The 15,735-nt window shown below is 39.7% G+C and carries 13 protein-coding genes; 10 read left to right on the top strand and 3 right to left on the bottom strand.

Translation table 11 applies throughout. From position 1 onward, the window contains the following. Positions 1-190: 190 nt before the first annotated feature. On the bottom strand, positions 191-2,326 hold the full coding sequence (locus GQR55_RS03780) for a multiheme c-type cytochrome (protein ID WP_166419488.1): 2,136 nt from the start codon (positions 2,324-2,326) through the stop codon (positions 191-193). A gap of 344 nt (positions 2,327-2,670) precedes the next feature. Here GQR55_RS03780 and GQR55_RS03775 point away from each other — a divergent pair, with 344 nt between their 5' ends. From GQR55_RS03775 to GQR55_RS03730, 10 genes are all read left to right on the top strand, one after another. Continuing rightward, on the top strand, positions 2,671-4,092 hold the full coding sequence (locus tag GQR55_RS03775; protein WP_166419487.1) for a sulfatase: 1,422 nt from the start codon (positions 2,671-2,673) through the stop codon (positions 4,090-4,092). Between the two features lie 19 nt (positions 4,093-4,111). After that, positions 4,112-5,275, top strand: coding sequence for a mandelate racemase/muconate lactonizing enzyme family protein (locus tag GQR55_RS03770; protein WP_055255562.1), 1,164 nt, complete (start codon positions 4,112-4,114; stop codon positions 5,273-5,275). Positions 5,276-5,292: 17 nt separating this feature from the next. After that, complete coding sequence (locus GQR55_RS03765; RefSeq protein WP_166419486.1) at positions 5,293-6,168, top strand: SMP-30/gluconolactonase/LRE family protein; 876 nt, start codon at positions 5,293-5,295, stop codon at positions 6,166-6,168. A 201-nt stretch (positions 6,169-6,369) separates the two neighbouring features. Continuing rightward, on the top strand, positions 6,370-7,941 hold the full coding sequence (locus tag GQR55_RS03760) for a sugar porter family MFS transporter (protein WP_024594146.1): 1,572 nt from the start codon (positions 6,370-6,372) through the stop codon (positions 7,939-7,941). Positions 7,942-7,952: 11 nt separating this feature from the next. Then, complete coding sequence (locus GQR55_RS03755; protein ID WP_024594147.1) at positions 7,953-8,732, top strand: glucose 1-dehydrogenase; 780 nt, start codon at positions 7,953-7,955, stop codon at positions 8,730-8,732. 1 nt (position 8,733) lies between these two features. Then, complete coding sequence (locus GQR55_RS03750; protein WP_166419485.1) at positions 8,734-9,717, top strand: hypothetical protein; 984 nt, start codon at positions 8,734-8,736, stop codon at positions 9,715-9,717. 123 nt (positions 9,718-9,840) lie between these two features. Beyond that, a complete protein-coding gene (locus tag GQR55_RS03745; RefSeq protein ID WP_166419484.1) occupies positions 9,841-11,268 on the top strand; it encodes an NAD-dependent succinate-semialdehyde dehydrogenase in 1,428 nt (475 codons plus the stop codon). Between the two features lie 10 nt (positions 11,269-11,278). Further along, entirely contained in the window at positions 11,279-12,442 is a 1,164-nt protein-coding gene (locus GQR55_RS03740) for a mandelate racemase/muconate lactonizing enzyme family protein (protein WP_024594150.1), read from the top strand. Between the two features lie 18 nt (positions 12,443-12,460). After that, positions 12,461-13,468 carry a 2-dehydro-3-deoxygalactonokinase gene (locus GQR55_RS03735; protein WP_166419483.1) on the top strand — a complete coding sequence of 336 codons (1,008 nt, stop codon included), beginning with the start codon at positions 12,461-12,463 and terminating at the stop codon, positions 13,466-13,468. Continuing rightward, positions 13,459-14,079: a 2-dehydro-3-deoxy-6-phosphogalactonate aldolase gene (locus GQR55_RS03730; protein ID WP_165739258.1), complete on the top strand. Its 621-nt coding sequence runs from the start codon at positions 13,459-13,461 to the stop codon at positions 14,077-14,079. Before GQR55_RS03735 ends, GQR55_RS03730 begins: the two co-directional genes overlap by 10 nt. A 102-nt stretch (positions 14,080-14,181) precedes the next feature. On the opposite strand, the gene GQR55_RS03725 is transcribed toward GQR55_RS03730, so the two are convergent. Next, positions 14,182-14,916, bottom strand: a complete 735-nt coding sequence (locus GQR55_RS03725) for a FadR/GntR family transcriptional regulator (RefSeq protein ID WP_165739260.1) — start codon at positions 14,914-14,916, stop codon at positions 14,182-14,184. A 68-nt stretch (positions 14,917-14,984) separates the two neighbouring features. Continuing rightward, positions 14,985-15,722, bottom strand: coding sequence for a FadR/GntR family transcriptional regulator (locus GQR55_RS03720; RefSeq protein WP_024594154.1), 738 nt, complete (start codon positions 15,720-15,722; stop codon positions 14,985-14,987). Positions 15,723-15,735 lie beyond the last annotated feature (13 nt).

Raw genomic sequence — 15,735 nt, 5'->3', positions numbered from 1 at the left:
ACAATTTAAACATATGATGTTTGCAAGTGCAATGTGTTGATTACTTGTTTATTAAATGTTGCTTGTAATATTGAGGTTATAACCTTGTATTACCGTTTAAGTAACACAAGATTATTAAGTTAAGTGGTTGAATTTTAGTCTCTAATCTAAATTGCAGATTTAGAGTGAAAAATAATTTAATTTCAAAAAATTATTTTAAACGAGCAAAAAAGTGGTAATCCTCAGTATTTTTAAGCTTTTGAGCAAAGCTCATTCCTAAGTTTTTGAGTTGCTGCGCATTATTATAAGCACCAATTTTGAGTTTTAATTCACTCACGGCCTGCGCTGTTGAGCCAATGCTATCAAGTGCTAAAAAATACAAATAAGCGTATTGCACGTTATTACTCTCAAGTGTCATTGCGTGTTTAAACGAGTCAACAGCAGCGGGTTTGTTACCGCTTCTAATAAGCGCCATACCGTTTGCATAATGTAGCGGCGCAGAGGTAGGTACTGCTTTTAAACCACTATTTAACGTGCTTTGCATTTTTGCTGTTTGACCAAGGCGATAATAAATATCGGCTAAATTTACATAACTTGCATCAAAGTAAGGGTCAACGCTAATGCCTTTTTGTAACGACTTTATAGCACCGTTTATGTCTTGTTTATTAAGCGCGAGCATACTTTGATTTATGTTACCTTCACCGCGCCATGTATTGACGGTATTAGCGTGTGCAAGCTCTATAATTGATTGATTAAGCCCGTTTAACTGCGCTGTTGTTTGGCTTAGGTTTTGCGCAGCAGCAACACGCACCGACTTTAATTTGTCGGTTAATAGTTGCTTGTAGCTTTTTAAGCGCTCTGCTTCGGGGAGTAAAAAGCCCACTTTAGCAATCGCTAAGCGAATAAGCGGAAGCGGCGAGTTAACCCAACTTTTTACTGTGGCATCGTTTAGCTCAGCGCCCGAATTACCTAAATAGGCAATTGCACTGGCGCGGTCTATTTCATTTAACGAAAAGTCATTAATTAAGCTCATATGTGCATTTTGCGATATCGCTTTTAATGAGCGTAACTCAAGCATACTGTGCTCGCTTGCACTTAATGCCGGTGCTTTACCATGCCATTTTTCAAGTGTGCTTGCTGCCCATTCGTTTGTTTTACCGTCGTGGCATTGCACACACGCATTGGGTGTATCGTATTTTATTGATATGTCAGGGCGCGGAATTTTAAAGCTGTGGTCGCGCCTGTCATCAACGCCCATGTATCTGTTGGTTGGCATGTGGCAGCTAACACATTGTGCACCGGTTGATTGTTCTTTATGGCGATGATGCTCGGGTTTGTTATATTCGCTGGCACTGTGGCACTGTAAGCACAGCCCATTCGTTTTTGTTTTAACTTTCATGGTGTGTTTATCGTGGCAGTCAACACAGTTAACCCCGGCTGTGTACATTTTACTTTGTGCAAAAGAGCCAAACACATACACTTCTTCTTTAATTTGGCCATCGGCGTGATACAAATTTGGTTCTAAAAATGAAGGGCTAAATTGATCCAAAAACGCTTGGCTGTTATCAAAGCCATCGGTTAATGGGCTTCGAAGCGAATGACACGCATAACAGCCTTGCATAAAGCTGTTATCGCGCGGCTCACCTTGCCAGGTAGCAATGGTGTCATCACCGATTATTTTCCACTGCGACATATTGGTAGGGCTTGTTTGAGCTGTCTTTATTATTTTTTTAGTTTTATGTTCATCCGTTATATCGCTGTGGCACGATTTACAGCCCACATTTATATTCGAGAAGTGCGTATCAAAGCTTTCTTTTTCAGTAGTGTAATTACGCTTTAAATTATCAGAATGGCAATCGGCGCACATGCCGTTCCAGTTTTGCAGAGGTTGCAGCCAATGGAGACGGTCGCTGGGTTTTACATCTTCGTTAGCGTAGTTGGCATACCAACGCTGACCGCCTAGTGATCTAGCGCGACTATCCCATGCAAAAGGAAATACCTGGTATTTGCCTTTTTCAACTTCAATTAAATACTGTTGCAGTGGGTCAAAGCCAAATACATAACTTACGGTGTACGTTTTTTTAGTACCTTGCTCGGTCAAATCAATTAAAAAGGCCTCTTTTTCTTTATAAAATACGGCTTTTTGAGAAAAATGGGTCGCAGTTATATTATTAAAATCACCAAGCACGGTATCTTTATTGGCTAAAGCCATTGAACTTGCATGGTCTGATTGTTTCCAATCGAGGGTTTGTTGTTGATGACAAGACTGGCACTCATCATTTGCAATCGCTGAAAAACAGCTGCATAAAAAAAGAACAACAAAAAGGCTGTTTTTTATATTTATCATTTTAGAATCCACCTTTAATAGCACACCAATGCATACTTAAAATTAAATAACAGGCAGCAGCTAAGCACATAGTAAATAGGCTTTGCCTTTAAACTGACACTGTTATTAGGCTTAAGTAATAGTGAGAAATTGAAAAATTAATTTCAAAATATCATACATCATATGTTTGCAATATTGTTATGTTTTGTTTAGTGTAGCGATATTGTGATTTATAAACGCATTATTTACAACTCAACCATTAAATTAACTAGCCGTAATAGTCTAATATAACCAATATGTTAGCTATGGTGTAATTAATATTTTTTAGCTATGTGCTTAACTATTATATTAAATAGGAAACTGTGATGAATAAGCTACTTGTTCTTCTTTCTGTATGTTTAGGCTTTTGCGTTAGTGCTAATACAATGGCAAAAGCACAAACAGAAAAACCTAATATTGTTTTAATTTTTGCTGATGACGCAGGTTTTGGTGATTTTGGCTTTCAAGGTAGTACGCAGCTTAAAACACCTAATTTAGATAAACTTGCCCAAAGCGGTGTTCGTTTTACTCAAGGTTACGTAAGTGATTCTACTTGCGGTCCTTCACGTGCAGGTTTAATGACGGGTAAGTACCAGCAACGTTTTGGTTACGAAGAAATTAACGTACCTGGTTTTATGAGTGATAACTCAGCACTTAAAGGTGCAGATATGGGCTTGCCATTAGATCAAAAAACAATGGGCGATTATCTTAAAGAGCAGGGTTATAAAACAGCGGTATTTGGTAAGTGGCATTTAGGTGATGCCGACAGGTTTCATCCTTTAAAACGTGGTTTTGATACTTTTTTAGGGTTTAGAGGTGGCGACAGAAGCTACTTTAACTATTCAGAACAAGAAATGAAAAACGGAAATAAACATTTTTTTGATAAAAAATTAGAACGCGACTTTGGTAATTACGAAGAGCCAAAAGAGTACTTAACCGACGAGTTAGGTAAAGAAGCCGCGAAATACATTGAACAAAACAAAGATGAACCCTTTTTTATCTACCTAGCTTTTAACGCGGTACACACTCCGCTTGAATCAGATCCTAAAGATTTAGCTAAGTTTCCAAACTTAACGGGTAAACGTAAAGAGCTTGCTGCAATGACCCTAGGGTTAGACAGAGCCAGTGGTTATGTACTTGATAAACTTAAAGAGCTAGGCTTAGATGAAAATACTATTGTTGTTTTTTCAAACGACAACGGTGGCCCATCTGATAAAAACGCCTCAAATAATGCCCCGCTTGCAGGTACTAAATCAAACCAGTTAGAAGGGGGCATTCGTGTACCATTTTTAATTAGCTGGCCAAAGCATATTGAACCAGGTTCGACTTACGACTACCCAGTAAGCACACTAGATTTACTGCCTACTTTTTATAGTGCCGCACAAGGTAAGGCGTTAGGTAATGATATTGATGGCGTTGATTTACTCCCTTATATTCAAGGTGAAAATACAGCACGCCCACATAAAGTGATGTACTGGAAAAAAGAAAACAGAGCTGTAATACGCGATAACGATTGGAAACTTATTCGTTACCCAGACAGACCTGCAGAGCTATACGACCTAAGCACAGACATTAGTGAACAAACAGATTTAGCAGCAAAAAATCCTGAACGTGTTAAAACTATGTTTAAATCATTGTTTGAATGGGAATTAACGTTAGAGCGTCCGCGTTGGTTATTAAAAAGAAAATACGAAAAATACGATATAGACCGCATGGATAAATACCGTTTACCAGCAACTCAACCTTAATAACGCATAGGTAATAATAATGAAAATAGAATCTGTTGAAGCGCTTTTAGGCTGCGTAGGAAAACGTAATCAGCTATTAGTAAAAGTAGTAACCGAATGTGGCATAGTTGGCTGGGGCGAATCGGGTTTATCAAATCGAGAGCAAGCAGTTATTGGCGCGATACATCACTTCGCTGGATTTTTAAAAGGGCAAGATCCACGTAAAATTGGCCGTATTTGGCAAGAACTATACCGCAGCCATTATTTTGAAGGGGGCCGTGTAATTACGGCTGCTATTTCAGCGATTGATATTGCCCTTTATGATATTTTAGGTAAGTCACTACAAGTGCCTGTTTATCAGTTGTTAGGGGGCAAACAACGCGAACATATAGCGTGTTTTGCGTGTTGTTATACAGAGGCCGATCCTGATAAATTTGACGATTTAGTTAAAGAAGCAAAAGCACTTATAGCGCTAGGTTGGACAACAATAAGAGTGATACCGAGTCGTTTTGACGACCCTGTGTTTTTTGAACCACAAGAATCTATAACGCGCACAGCTCGCTGCTTAAACGAGCTGCGTAAAGTACTTGGGCCTGATATTACACTCGGTATTGATTACCATCACAGATTAAGCGTGGCTGAGGCAGCTTCGTTTTGCCAACGTTTAAAGCCCGATACACTCGATTTTATTGAAGAACCGATTCGTCATGAATCTCCTGATGCGTATAAAACGCTGCGTACTTTAACGCATATTCCTTTTGCGATTGGTGAAGAGTTTAGTTCTAAATGGGCAGCTAAGCCTTATATAGAACAGGGGCTTACTCAGTATTTACGTGTTGATGTGTGTAACATTGGTGGCTTAACAGAAGCAATGAAAGTGGCTGGTTGGGCTGAGGCACATTATATAGATGTTATGCCACATAACCCGCTTGGCCCTGTGTGTACAGCAGCCACAAATCACTTTGCAGCAGCGCTACCAAATTTAGGCTTAATGGAAACACACCAAGGTCCGTTTAGTGAGTTTGGTGCCCATGATCCACTTCTTTTTCCTAAGCAGCATGTGTTAACAGGCAATAAATTTACTATTCCTGAAGTACCTGGTTTAGGTGTTGAAGTGAACGAAGCTGCGTTTAGATTGGCAACCCCTGTAGAAACCGAAGCACCGCATTTATCAAAGCGTGATGGTTCTCATACTAACTGGTAACTTGTTTAGAGAATTAAATGAATACACTTACAGCGACTGTTTTTGACAGCACACTAAATTTTGTAGGCGAGGGGCCTTTGTGGCACCCGATCACACAAACGCTTTATTGGGTTGATTTTCCAAACCACATTTTGCACAGCAAAAAAGGCGACCATAAAGTTGAGCAACGCTTAGATGATATGGTTACCGCTCTGGCTTGGGTAAACAATAAAACCTTATTACTAGCAAGTGATAAAGGCCTAAATACCTATAATACCAGCACGCATAAGCAAACTTTTTTGTGCAGCGTCGAAGCAGATAAACCTGACAACCGTAGTAACGATGGGCGTGCCGATCCGTGGGGTGGGTTTTGGATAAGCACAATGCACGGCGATGCTCACGAAAACGAAGGGGCAATATACCGTTTTCACAACGGCGTACTTACTCAAGTTGTTAGTGATTTAACCATACCCAATGGTATCTGTTTTGATAAATCGCGTGCTAGAGCTTATTACGCAGATTCAAAAACGCAAAAAATTTACCGATTTGACGTCGACTCACTTACGGGTACGCCAATAGGAGAAAGTGTGTTGTTTTTTGACTATTCGAGCTCAGCTGTATCACCTGATGGCGCTGTAATTGATAGCGAAGGCAACATGTGGATTGCACTTTGGGATGGCGCACGTGTAGATTGCATATCGCCCGAAGCAAAGGTAATTCAAAGCTTAGCGACTCAAACACCTCGCCCTACCTGCCCAGCGTTTGGCGACGATGCTACAACACTTTACGTAACGTCAGCACAATGTGGCCTAGAAGATACCCCATTTAATGCTATACCTCACGGCGCTACGCTTGCATTTAAAAATGCGGTAAAAGGCGTATTTGAGCCTTGCGTTAAAATAGACGGCTTTTAATTTTACGTATTCACTTTAAATATTAATTTTGTGTTTTTTCCTCTTATATTAATTAGATGTGAGAGGAAAAACACATTGCACATATAAACATCATATGTTTATATTGTTTTTACTAATTCTATCAATGTTATTCTTTTATATGTTGTAGAGCACTCATTACCAACACAGTAAAAGTATAAAAATAAAACTAAGGGTAATACATTGAAAGACACACACACACAATCAACAAAAGCAATTAAGTACTCCCTCATTGCAGCATTTGGCGGATTTGTATTTGGCCTAGACGCGGCCAATATATCGGGGGCGTTACGCTATGTTAGTTCGCAGTTTGAGCTAACCAGTTTACAAACAGGTAATGTAGTGGGTTGCGCTATTGTTGGCGTAATCATCGCACTATTTTTTACAGGTACTTTATGCCAAAAATTTGGTCGTAAAAAGGTACTTATTGGCATTGCTTTAACGTATTCACTCTCTACGGTTATTTCTGCTTTTGCGGTAAGTTACCCCATGCTGGTTGTTGGACGCTTTATAGGAGGGGTCGCATTTGCTTCCATAACCGTCTCAGCCATGTATATTGGTGAAATTGCACCCGCTAATAAACGCGGCCAATTTGTATCAGTTAATCAGTTGCTTATAACGTTAGGTAGTTTATTTGCGTTTGTTGTTAATTACTTTTTTGTCAAAAATATGGGCTCAATTGAATGGTTAAATGAAGCCAATATTTGGCGTTATATGCTTGGCTTTGAAATTGTGCCTAATATTATTTGGTTTTCGTTATTAATGACGATTCCTGAATCGCCGCGCTGGTTAATGAGCAAAAAACGTGATGAAGAAGCACGCGCTGTATTCAAAGGAATGGGGATCAATAACGCCGATACCGAAGTAGTACTTAATGATATTAAAGCAACCATTCAAGAAGATTCAAAAAACAGTGCACTAGAGCAACTTAAAGTATTGTTTAGTAAGCCTATGCGTTTTGTTGTGCTACTTGCTGTATGTTACGCAGTAGTGCAGGGTGCAACTGGCATGAACGCCGTACTGTTTTATGCTCCTACCGTGTTTGAGCAAATAGGTATGAGCGTCGAAAACTCTTTTTTACAAACAATAGTACTTGGTGCGGTATCTGTATTATTTACATTGGTCGCCATATTCTTTGTTGAAAAACTCGGCAGAAGAACATTAACAATTACCGGTTTGCTGCTTATTGCTGTTGCGCATGTATCAATTTGGTATGGTTTTGAAAATGCCACGTACTCACTCAACAGTGAAGCAATAACCAAAGTTGCAGAGCAAAAAGTAGATATTACAAAGCTGCACGTTTTCGAAAATAAAATATACAGCACTGATGTTGCGCTAAAAGCAGATTTAGCCACTATTTACAGTAAAAAAGAGCTACCAGTTGTTACCGGTGCAATTATTAATGCTTCTATAAATATTAGTCCTGCGTATGTTTTATTTGGCTTATTTGCATTTTTAGCCGCCTTTAATATGTCGATAGGGCCAATAATGTGGGTGATATTCTCGGAGATATTTTCAAGCCGAGTACGCAGTGTTGCGTTACCCTTTGCCGCCTTAGTACAGAGTATTTCTAGCTGGAGTATTCAGCAGTTTTTCCCTTGGCAATTAGAGAACATGGGCGCAGCAAATACGTTTTTATATTACGGAGGCGTCGCTATTGTAGGCTGTATTGTTATGGCATTCATACTTCCCGAAACTAAGGGCAAGTCTATTGAGGCCATTGAACGCGATTTGGTCCCTGGGCTCAATAAATAAGGAATATAACTATGTCATCACGATTATTAAACGAAGTTGCTATTGTCACTGGCGCAGCCGATGGAATTGGAAAAACAGTTGCACGCGTATTTTGTGAGCAAGGCGCTAAAGTGTGTGTTGCTGATATAAATAAAGAAATGGGCGAAAGTGTTGTAGCAGAGCTAAAAAGCAAAGGGTTTGATGCTATTTTTGCTCATACCGATATTAGCGACGAAACGGCTATAAAAAACATGGTTGAAAAAGTAGTTAATGAGCTCGGCAAGCCCAGTATTTTAGTTAATAACGCGGCTTTAATTAGCCCCGGGCGAAACGTAGATGACGTTACGCCACAAATGTGGCGTGATAGCTTTGCGGTTAATGTTGAAGGTATGTGGCAGTGTGCTGTAGCCGTACTTGAGCATATGAAAGAGTTAGGCCGTGGCAGCATTATAAATGTAGGTTCTGTGCATTCTTATAAAATTGTACCGGGGTATTTTCCGTATGCGGTAACTAAGCATGCGGTTATAGGGTTAACTAAAAACTTAGCCGTTGAATACGCAAAGCACAACATACGAGTAAACGCATTGTGCCCAGGCATGATAGAAACACCTATGGCGTTTAAGTCTTGGGAGCAAACAGACGATCCGCAAGCTTCACGCAAAGCAATGGGCGATGTACATCCTCTAAAACGAAATGGAACAACAGAAGAAATTGCTTACCCAGCCGTGTTTTTAGCCAGTTCAGATTCGAGTTTTATGACAGGGCAAAGCTTAATCATTGATGGTGGCCGTTCTGTAATTTATCACGATTAAAGTGCTTAACTTAACACACTGTAAGGCTCATGGTTTTGAGGCTATTTTGCTAAAAAATAGTGAGCTTGCTGTTACAGTCATTCCTCAGTTGGGTGCAAAAGTCATCTCTATTGTAAGCTTAAAACACAATAGAGAGTGGCTTGCTCACGATAAACAAATCACTTTAAAACCTGCAAAAAACAATGATTTCTCTGAGCATGATAGCGGTGGTTGGGATGAATGTTTTCCGGGTATTTCTCCTCAGCTGTACGAACATATCCCCAATAAAACGCATTTTTCACATGATCATGGTGAATTGTGGTGCCAAGCATGGCAAATAACTAATACCCATATTAGCGATGAAGAAATAAGACTTAGCTTACAAGCTGAGGTTTTTGACTCTACTTTTACATTTATAAGAACGTTTACCTTAAAAAAACACAGTAAGCGGCTGCTTGTTGATTACCATGTAAAAAATAACACAACTCACAATCTCCCTTTTGTTTGGTCAGCGCATCCTATTTTTGCCATAAAACCAGAGATGCGTATTTTAATAAATAACAAACATATGGAGTTTAAAGTTGATGAAGGGCTTAGTCGTTTTTATAACGTTAATAGTGCCTTTATTAATTGGAGTGACTGCTCAACTAAAGTCCCGCCGCTAAATAAAGTTATGCCCTATAACAGTGGTTTTGCAAGTAAGGTTTTTAGCAAACACTTAAATACGGGCACTCATAAAGATCAAAATATAGTTGTAAAACTGGTTGATGATAAAGCTCAGCAAAGCTGCGGGTTTGAATTTTCATCAACAAACATAAGTCACTTGGGGCTTTGGTTTAATTACAACGGTTGGTCTGCCAATGAGCAGCTCCCCCCTTTTGTACTTGGGATAGAACCTTGTATAGGCAATAGCGATTCTTTACACAAAGCCATGGCGAGTGAAGAGGAAGGCTTAATTAAAAGCAATGCTCATAAATCTTGGCATATGAGTTTTTTTGTTAACTAAATGTATTTTGTGTTTGCTCAATCAAACATCATATGTTTAAATAGTTATTATGTATTAAGGCCTGTGTGTCTTACTTTAGTCATTTAGCCCTTAGGGTGTTGTAGATAATAATGGAGCGACAGAATGCTTTCTAAACAACTGTATATTGGTGGAAAATTAATAACGAGTGACGCAACGACCGAAATTATTAATCCTGCAACACTCGAAGTTGTAGGCGAAATTTCGGCTGCAGGTATTAATGAAGCAAACATGGCCTTAGAGTCTGCGCAAGAAGCATTTTCAAGTTGGTCAACAACGCCTGCAACAGAGCGTGCTCAATGGATGCTTAAACTGCGTGATGCAGTAATTGCAAACGAGCAACACTTACGTGAATGCGTACATTTAGAAATGGCTAAACCATGGCAGTCAACCGCTGACGACTTTCAAATGTTAGTTGATAGCCTTAATTTTTACGCTGATGCCATTGTTAATATCGCCGATGAAGAATTAAAAGATAATGAAGGTACGCACAGCCACGTTCTTTCGCGTGAGCCTGTTGGTGTAGCGGCTGCATTTTTAGCATGGAATTTTCCATTATTAAATTTGGCTTATAAATTAGGCCCAGCAATGGCTGCGGGTTGTCCGCTTGTAGTAAAACCGTCAAGTAAAACGCCTTTGTCTGCTTATGCTGTAGGCGAATTATGTGAACAAATCGGCTTGCCAGCAGGTGTGGTTAACATACTTTCGGGCACAGATAGTACCGTAGGCGATGCCATTTCAGCGTCAACTATTCCCTCTGTACTTACTTTAATTGGTTCTACTAATGTGGGTAAGCATGTAATTGCAACAGGTGCTACGTCAATCAAGCGTTATTCAATGGAACTTGGTGGTAATGCACCTGCCATTGTATGTAGCGATGCGAATTTAGATAACGCAGCCGATGTGATTTGTGGTGTTAAGTTTACCAACGCAGGGCAAATTTGTGTTACCCCAAATCGCGTATTTGTACACGAAAGCGTTGCAGACGAATTTATTGAAAAAGTACTTACTCGTGCAAAAGCAGTAAAAGTTGGTTTTGATAAAAACGAGGCCATTGATATGGGCCCCGTTATGGATGCTAACTCATGGCAACGGATTGATGAGCTAGTTAAAGATGCACAGCAAAAAGGCGCTAAATTACAATTAGGTGGTAAAAAACCTACAGGCGTTAATGGGTATTTTTACGAACCAACCGTACTTACAAGTGTAGATTCGAGCATGAATCTATACAAAGACGAAATATTTGGCCCCGTTATTAGCATTATTACGTTTAGTGATAACGAACAGGTACTTAGCGATGCAAATGACACGGACGCTGGTTTAAGCTCATTTATTTTTAGTAGTAACGAAGACACTATTTCTTACTTTGCAAAACATTTACGCTTTGGCGAAGTACAAGTAAACGGCATTAAATACAGCATTAATTTACCTCATTTTGGTATTAAGCAATCGGGCGTGGGTGTTGATTGTTCGTTGTTAGCTTTAGATGACTACCTTGCATATAAACGTGTTTCTCGCGCGTTAAAGGTTTAAGGAACAGACTATGAAAATCACACAAATTATTAGCCACGTTTTACAGTATGACCTAGAAGAAGAACTTGGTTATTCGCAGCAGTATTACGCTAAACGTACCGCACATTTAGTTGAAGTTCGTACCGATATAGGTATTACAGGTTGGGGCGAATGTTTTGGCGGTGGCGGCGTTGCGTTTGCCAATAAAACAATTGTTGAGCATGTGATTCAACCCATGATTTTGGGCATGGATCCACTCGACAGAGAAGTGATTTGGCATAAAGTTTATAACTTATTGCGAGATCATGGCCAAAAAGGCATGCCTATTCAGTCTTTATCTGGTGTAGATATTGCTCTGTGGGACATTGCAGGTAAATTTTTAGATCAACCCGTTTATAAGTTACTAGGGGGTGCTTTTAGAGACCGCATTCCGGCTTATGGTTACGGCATGATGCTACAAAAGTTTCCAAACCTGGAAGAGCGCTTTACCGAAGAAAGCCAGCGTATTAAAGAAATGGGCTTTACGGCCATGAAAATGAAAATAGGCCTTTCGCCAGACCGCGATATAAAGCTTGTTGAAGCTGTGCGTAAAGGTATTGGCCGCGATATGCGCCTAATGGTTGACGCTAACCATGCATATACAGCGCGCGAAGCTATTCCGCTAGGTCGAGAGCTGCAAAATTTAGGCGTGTACTGGTTTGAAGAACCGGTTGCACCAGAGGATCATCAAGGCTATCGCGATTTATGTGAAGCACTTGATATGAGCATTGCCGGTGGCGAAGCTGAATTTACCCGCTGGGGCTTTAGAGACTTAATTAAAAACCGCTGCGTTGATTTACTCCAGCCAGAAGTGTGTGCGCTCGGTGGTATTACCGAATATCAAAAAGTATTAGCCATGGCACACGCGCATTTTGTGCCTGTAATAAACCATGTATGGGGCTCGGCTATTGCGGTAGGTACTAATCTACATTTATTGGCTGCATTACCTGATTTACCAGGTGCTGCACACCCAGTACAACCAATGCTTGAGTACGATACAACGCCAAACTTATTTAGAGAGCAGTTATTGCAAGAGTCTCTAAATATTAACGAGCAAGTTAAAAATAACAACGGAACTGTTGCGCTACCACAAGGTCCAGGCCTTGGTATTGAGCCCGACCTTGATTTTATTAAACATTACGAAGTATCAATTTAATAAATAAGGGCAAGGCTTATGAGCGATAACAAAAGCAACTTACCAGCATTAATTGTTGTTGATTGGGGAAGCTCTAACTTTAGAGCTTTTTTAGTCGATGGCAAAGGCAGCATTTTAGATACTGTTAATGGTGAGCAGGGCGTACTTTGTATTAAAAACGACTGTTTAGAAACCGTATTACTTAGTTATATATCAGGCTGGTTATCAAAGCATAAAACGCCGATTATTATGGCGGGTATGGTAGGCGGTGCTATTGGTTGGCAAGATACAGGCTATGTAAATGCGCCAGCTAATCTCGGTAGTATGAGCGTAAACCTTTGTAAAGCAAATAATAAAGCAGGCTTACAAATTAGTATTGTGCCGGGTGTTAAATACGTTATGGAAAATAATGTATGCGATGTAATGCGCGGTGAAGAAGTACAAGTATTTGGCGCTGTATTAGATGTAGAGCAAACAGCGGGTGAGCTAAGTAATCAAACCTTAAGTGAGACTATGTTTTGCCTACCCGGTACTCACTCTAAGTGGGTTCAAGTTGCAAAAGATACTGACCAAAAAACGGTTATTACAAGTCTTAGTACGTTTATGACCGGCGAAATGTTTGATTTATTGACTAAACAAAGCATTTTAGGTGAAGGGCTAGAGTCACTAGATAAAACACCAACAGATATGCCAAGTTTTTTAAAAGGCGTTGGTGTTAGTCAAGTTCAGAGCAGTTTATTAAGTGCATTATTTAGTGCGCGTACTTTAAAGCTAGATAAACAATTAACGCTGCAAAACGTACCTAGTTACTTATCTGGTTTACTTATTGGCGCTGAGCTTGCGGGTATTAAAAGTAAGCTAAACGACATTAAGCATGTTTATTTAATTGGTAACTCAAGTTTAAACACTCTCTATTGTGAAGCATTAAAAGAACTCGGCTTCACTTCTTCTATTTTAAACAGTGCTACGGCATCTACTAAAGGCATGTTTACACTAGCTGTACAGGCCGGTCTTTTAACTAAAAAGGAAACTCAATTATGTCATTAATTACGTTAACTCATGCTATGAAGCAACTACCACTGATTGCTATTTTACGCGGTATTACACCAAATGAAGTGCTTGATTATGCAAAAGTACTTATTGATATTGGTTACCGCGTTATTGAGGTGCCACTTAATTCTCCTGAGGCATTAAAAAGTATTAAGTTATTAAGTGATAAATACGCAGATATAGCCATTATTGGCGCGGGCACGGTTGTTACTAAAGACGAAGTTGATCAGGTAATTGAAGCGGGTGGGCGTATTATTATATCGCCGCATAGCGATGTAGAGGTGATCCGTTATAGTAAATTAAAAGGATTGTACAGCGTACCAGGATTTTATACACCCACTGAAGGTTTTGCTGCACTGCATGCTGGTGCCGACGCGCTTAAGTTATTTCCAGCAGATACAGCTGGCCCAAAAGGCTTAAAAGCAATTACAACGGTGCTTTCTAGTATTGATATTTACCCTGTTGGCGGTGTATCGCCTCAAAACCAGGACGAATTTGTTAATGCAGGGGCAACTGGTTTTGGTTTAGGAAGTGGTTTGTATAAAGCCGGAATGGGTTTAGAAGAATTTACGACTAATGCTAAAAATTATGCTGAATATTATCTTTAATTAATTTTTAATAAAATTGCGATAAAACGTTGTTGTGCTTGCATCGCTACTCATCATTCCTCTCACAATAAATGATGAGTTAGCGGTGCTATTTAAAATGAATTAAATATCCATTAACTTAGCTAAATTTGATTTAGCATCAGCTAAAAGCTTTTCTGTAAGGGCTTGTGCTTTTTCGCTATTACCGGTGGCAATAGCATCAAATACTTCTCGGTGAAACGGAATAGAAGCATGATTACTTTGTGCACTTTGGTTTGTTACTTTAATACTCACAAGCAACGCTGAAAAAATAACGCATTCCATCGAAATAAATAGCTCATTATGAGAAGCGCGTAAAATAGCGCCATGAAAATGTGCATCAGCAATAACAAACTTATCTAAATCGCTTACCGAGCTTTGCATTTCATTTAATGCATCTTCAATGGCTTTAATATCTTCAGGCTCTGCGCGAAGCGCTGCAACACTGGCTGCTTTGGGCTCAAATGCTAAACGAAACTCCATTAATTGAGTTAAAAACTCAGGATTAAGTGGGGCGCTTAAATGCCACGCAAGAACATCATCGTCAAGCAACGCCCAGTTATCACGGGTTTTTACACGAGTGCCAATGCCTCTGCGTACATCTAAAAGCCCTTTACCAACAAGAATTTTTACTGCATCACGAACAACAACTCGACTTACTTGAAAACGTTCAGCTAAACGGTTTTCATCATCAATCAGTGTGCCAGGAGTATATGTGCCAGCAACAATTCTACGGCCTAATTCTTTAGCTACCTGTACCGGTAAGCTAGGTGACATGGCACTGCTGCGTCTTAGATCGTAGTATGTTAATTCGCTCATAGTATCTTAGTGTCCGTATTATTTATTTATACGTACTATTTATATGAATTTGCGACAATAAACAATGGCTATTTGTTATTTACTGTCGCAGAAAGACGAAAGCTGGCATCTTTAAGGAGTTTTTCGGTGAGAAATTCGGCTTTATCGCCATCTTTTGCAGCAATGGCTTCGTACACTTCACGATGAAACGGAATAGATGCACCGTTATCGCGCGGGTCTTTATTTGTTACTTTAATACTAACTAAAAGTGCAGAATAAATAACGCCTTCCATAGAAGCTAAAAAGCTATTTTGCGCTGCTTTTATAATGGCCTTATGAAATAAAGAATCAGCAATAATAAAATCTTCTACGCTGTTATCTGTTTTAGCCATGCGCTCGCATGCGGCTGCAATTTCAATTAAATCCTCAGGGCGCGCACGTTCAGCTGCCCAACGTGCTGCTTTTGGCTCAAAGGCTAGGCGCACGTCCATTAATTGCTCTAAAAATTTACGATTAGGTGGTGCTGATAAATGCCATGCTAATACGTCATCGTCTAGCATATTCCATCTATCACGAGGTAGTACACGCGTACCAATACCTCTGCGTACATCAAGTAGGCCTTTGCTTACTAAGATTTTTACCGCGTCGCGTACTACTACACGGCTTACTTGGTAGCGTTTAGCGAGTGCATCTTCATCATCAATTAAACTGCCGGCTTCAAATGATCCAGACACAATGCGTCTGCCAATTTCTTTAGCCACTTGAACAGAAAGGCTTGCTGCCATTCCTGATGTTTGTTTTAGGTCGTAATATATAAGTTCGCTCATATCTTTAATATAA

It is taken from the genome of Pseudoalteromonas sp. Z1A8, from assembly GCF_011378855.1.
Classification (GTDB): Bacteria; Pseudomonadota; Gammaproteobacteria; order Enterobacterales; family Alteromonadaceae; genus Pseudoalteromonas.
This window is presented reverse-complemented; position numbering and strand designations above follow the sequence as displayed.

Bases quoted from the DNA above. Each gene is read 5' to 3' on its own strand.
- GQR55_RS03780 (WP_166419488.1), bottom strand. From the start codon at position 2,326: ATGATAAATATAAAAAACAGCCTTTTTGTTGTTCTTTTTTTATGCAGC.
- GQR55_RS03775 (WP_166419487.1), top strand. From the start codon at position 2,671: ATGAATAAGCTACTTGTTCTTCTTTCTGTATGTTTAGGCTTTTGCGTT.
- GQR55_RS03770 (WP_055255562.1), top strand. From the start codon at position 4,112: ATGAAAATAGAATCTGTTGAAGCGCTTTTAGGCTGCGTAGGAAAACGT.
- GQR55_RS03765 (WP_166419486.1), top strand. From the start codon at position 5,293: ATGAATACACTTACAGCGACTGTTTTTGACAGCACACTAAATTTTGTA.
- GQR55_RS03755 (WP_024594147.1), top strand. From the start codon at position 7,953: ATGTCATCACGATTATTAAACGAAGTTGCTATTGTCACTGGCGCAGCC.
- GQR55_RS03745 (WP_166419484.1), top strand. From the start codon at position 9,841: ATGCTTTCTAAACAACTGTATATTGGTGGAAAATTAATAACGAGTGAC.
- GQR55_RS03740 (WP_024594150.1), top strand. From the start codon at position 11,279: ATGAAAATCACACAAATTATTAGCCACGTTTTACAGTATGACCTAGAA.
- GQR55_RS03735 (WP_166419483.1), top strand. From the start codon at position 12,461: ATGAGCGATAACAAAAGCAACTTACCAGCATTAATTGTTGTTGATTGG.
- GQR55_RS03730 (WP_165739258.1), top strand. From the start codon at position 13,459: ATGTCATTAATTACGTTAACTCATGCTATGAAGCAACTACCACTGATT.
- GQR55_RS03725 (WP_165739260.1), bottom strand. From the start codon at position 14,916: ATGAGCGAATTAACATACTACGATCTAAGACGCAGCAGTGCCATGTCA.
- GQR55_RS03720 (WP_024594154.1), bottom strand. From the start codon at position 15,722: ATGAGCGAACTTATATATTACGACCTAAAACAAACATCAGGAATGGCA.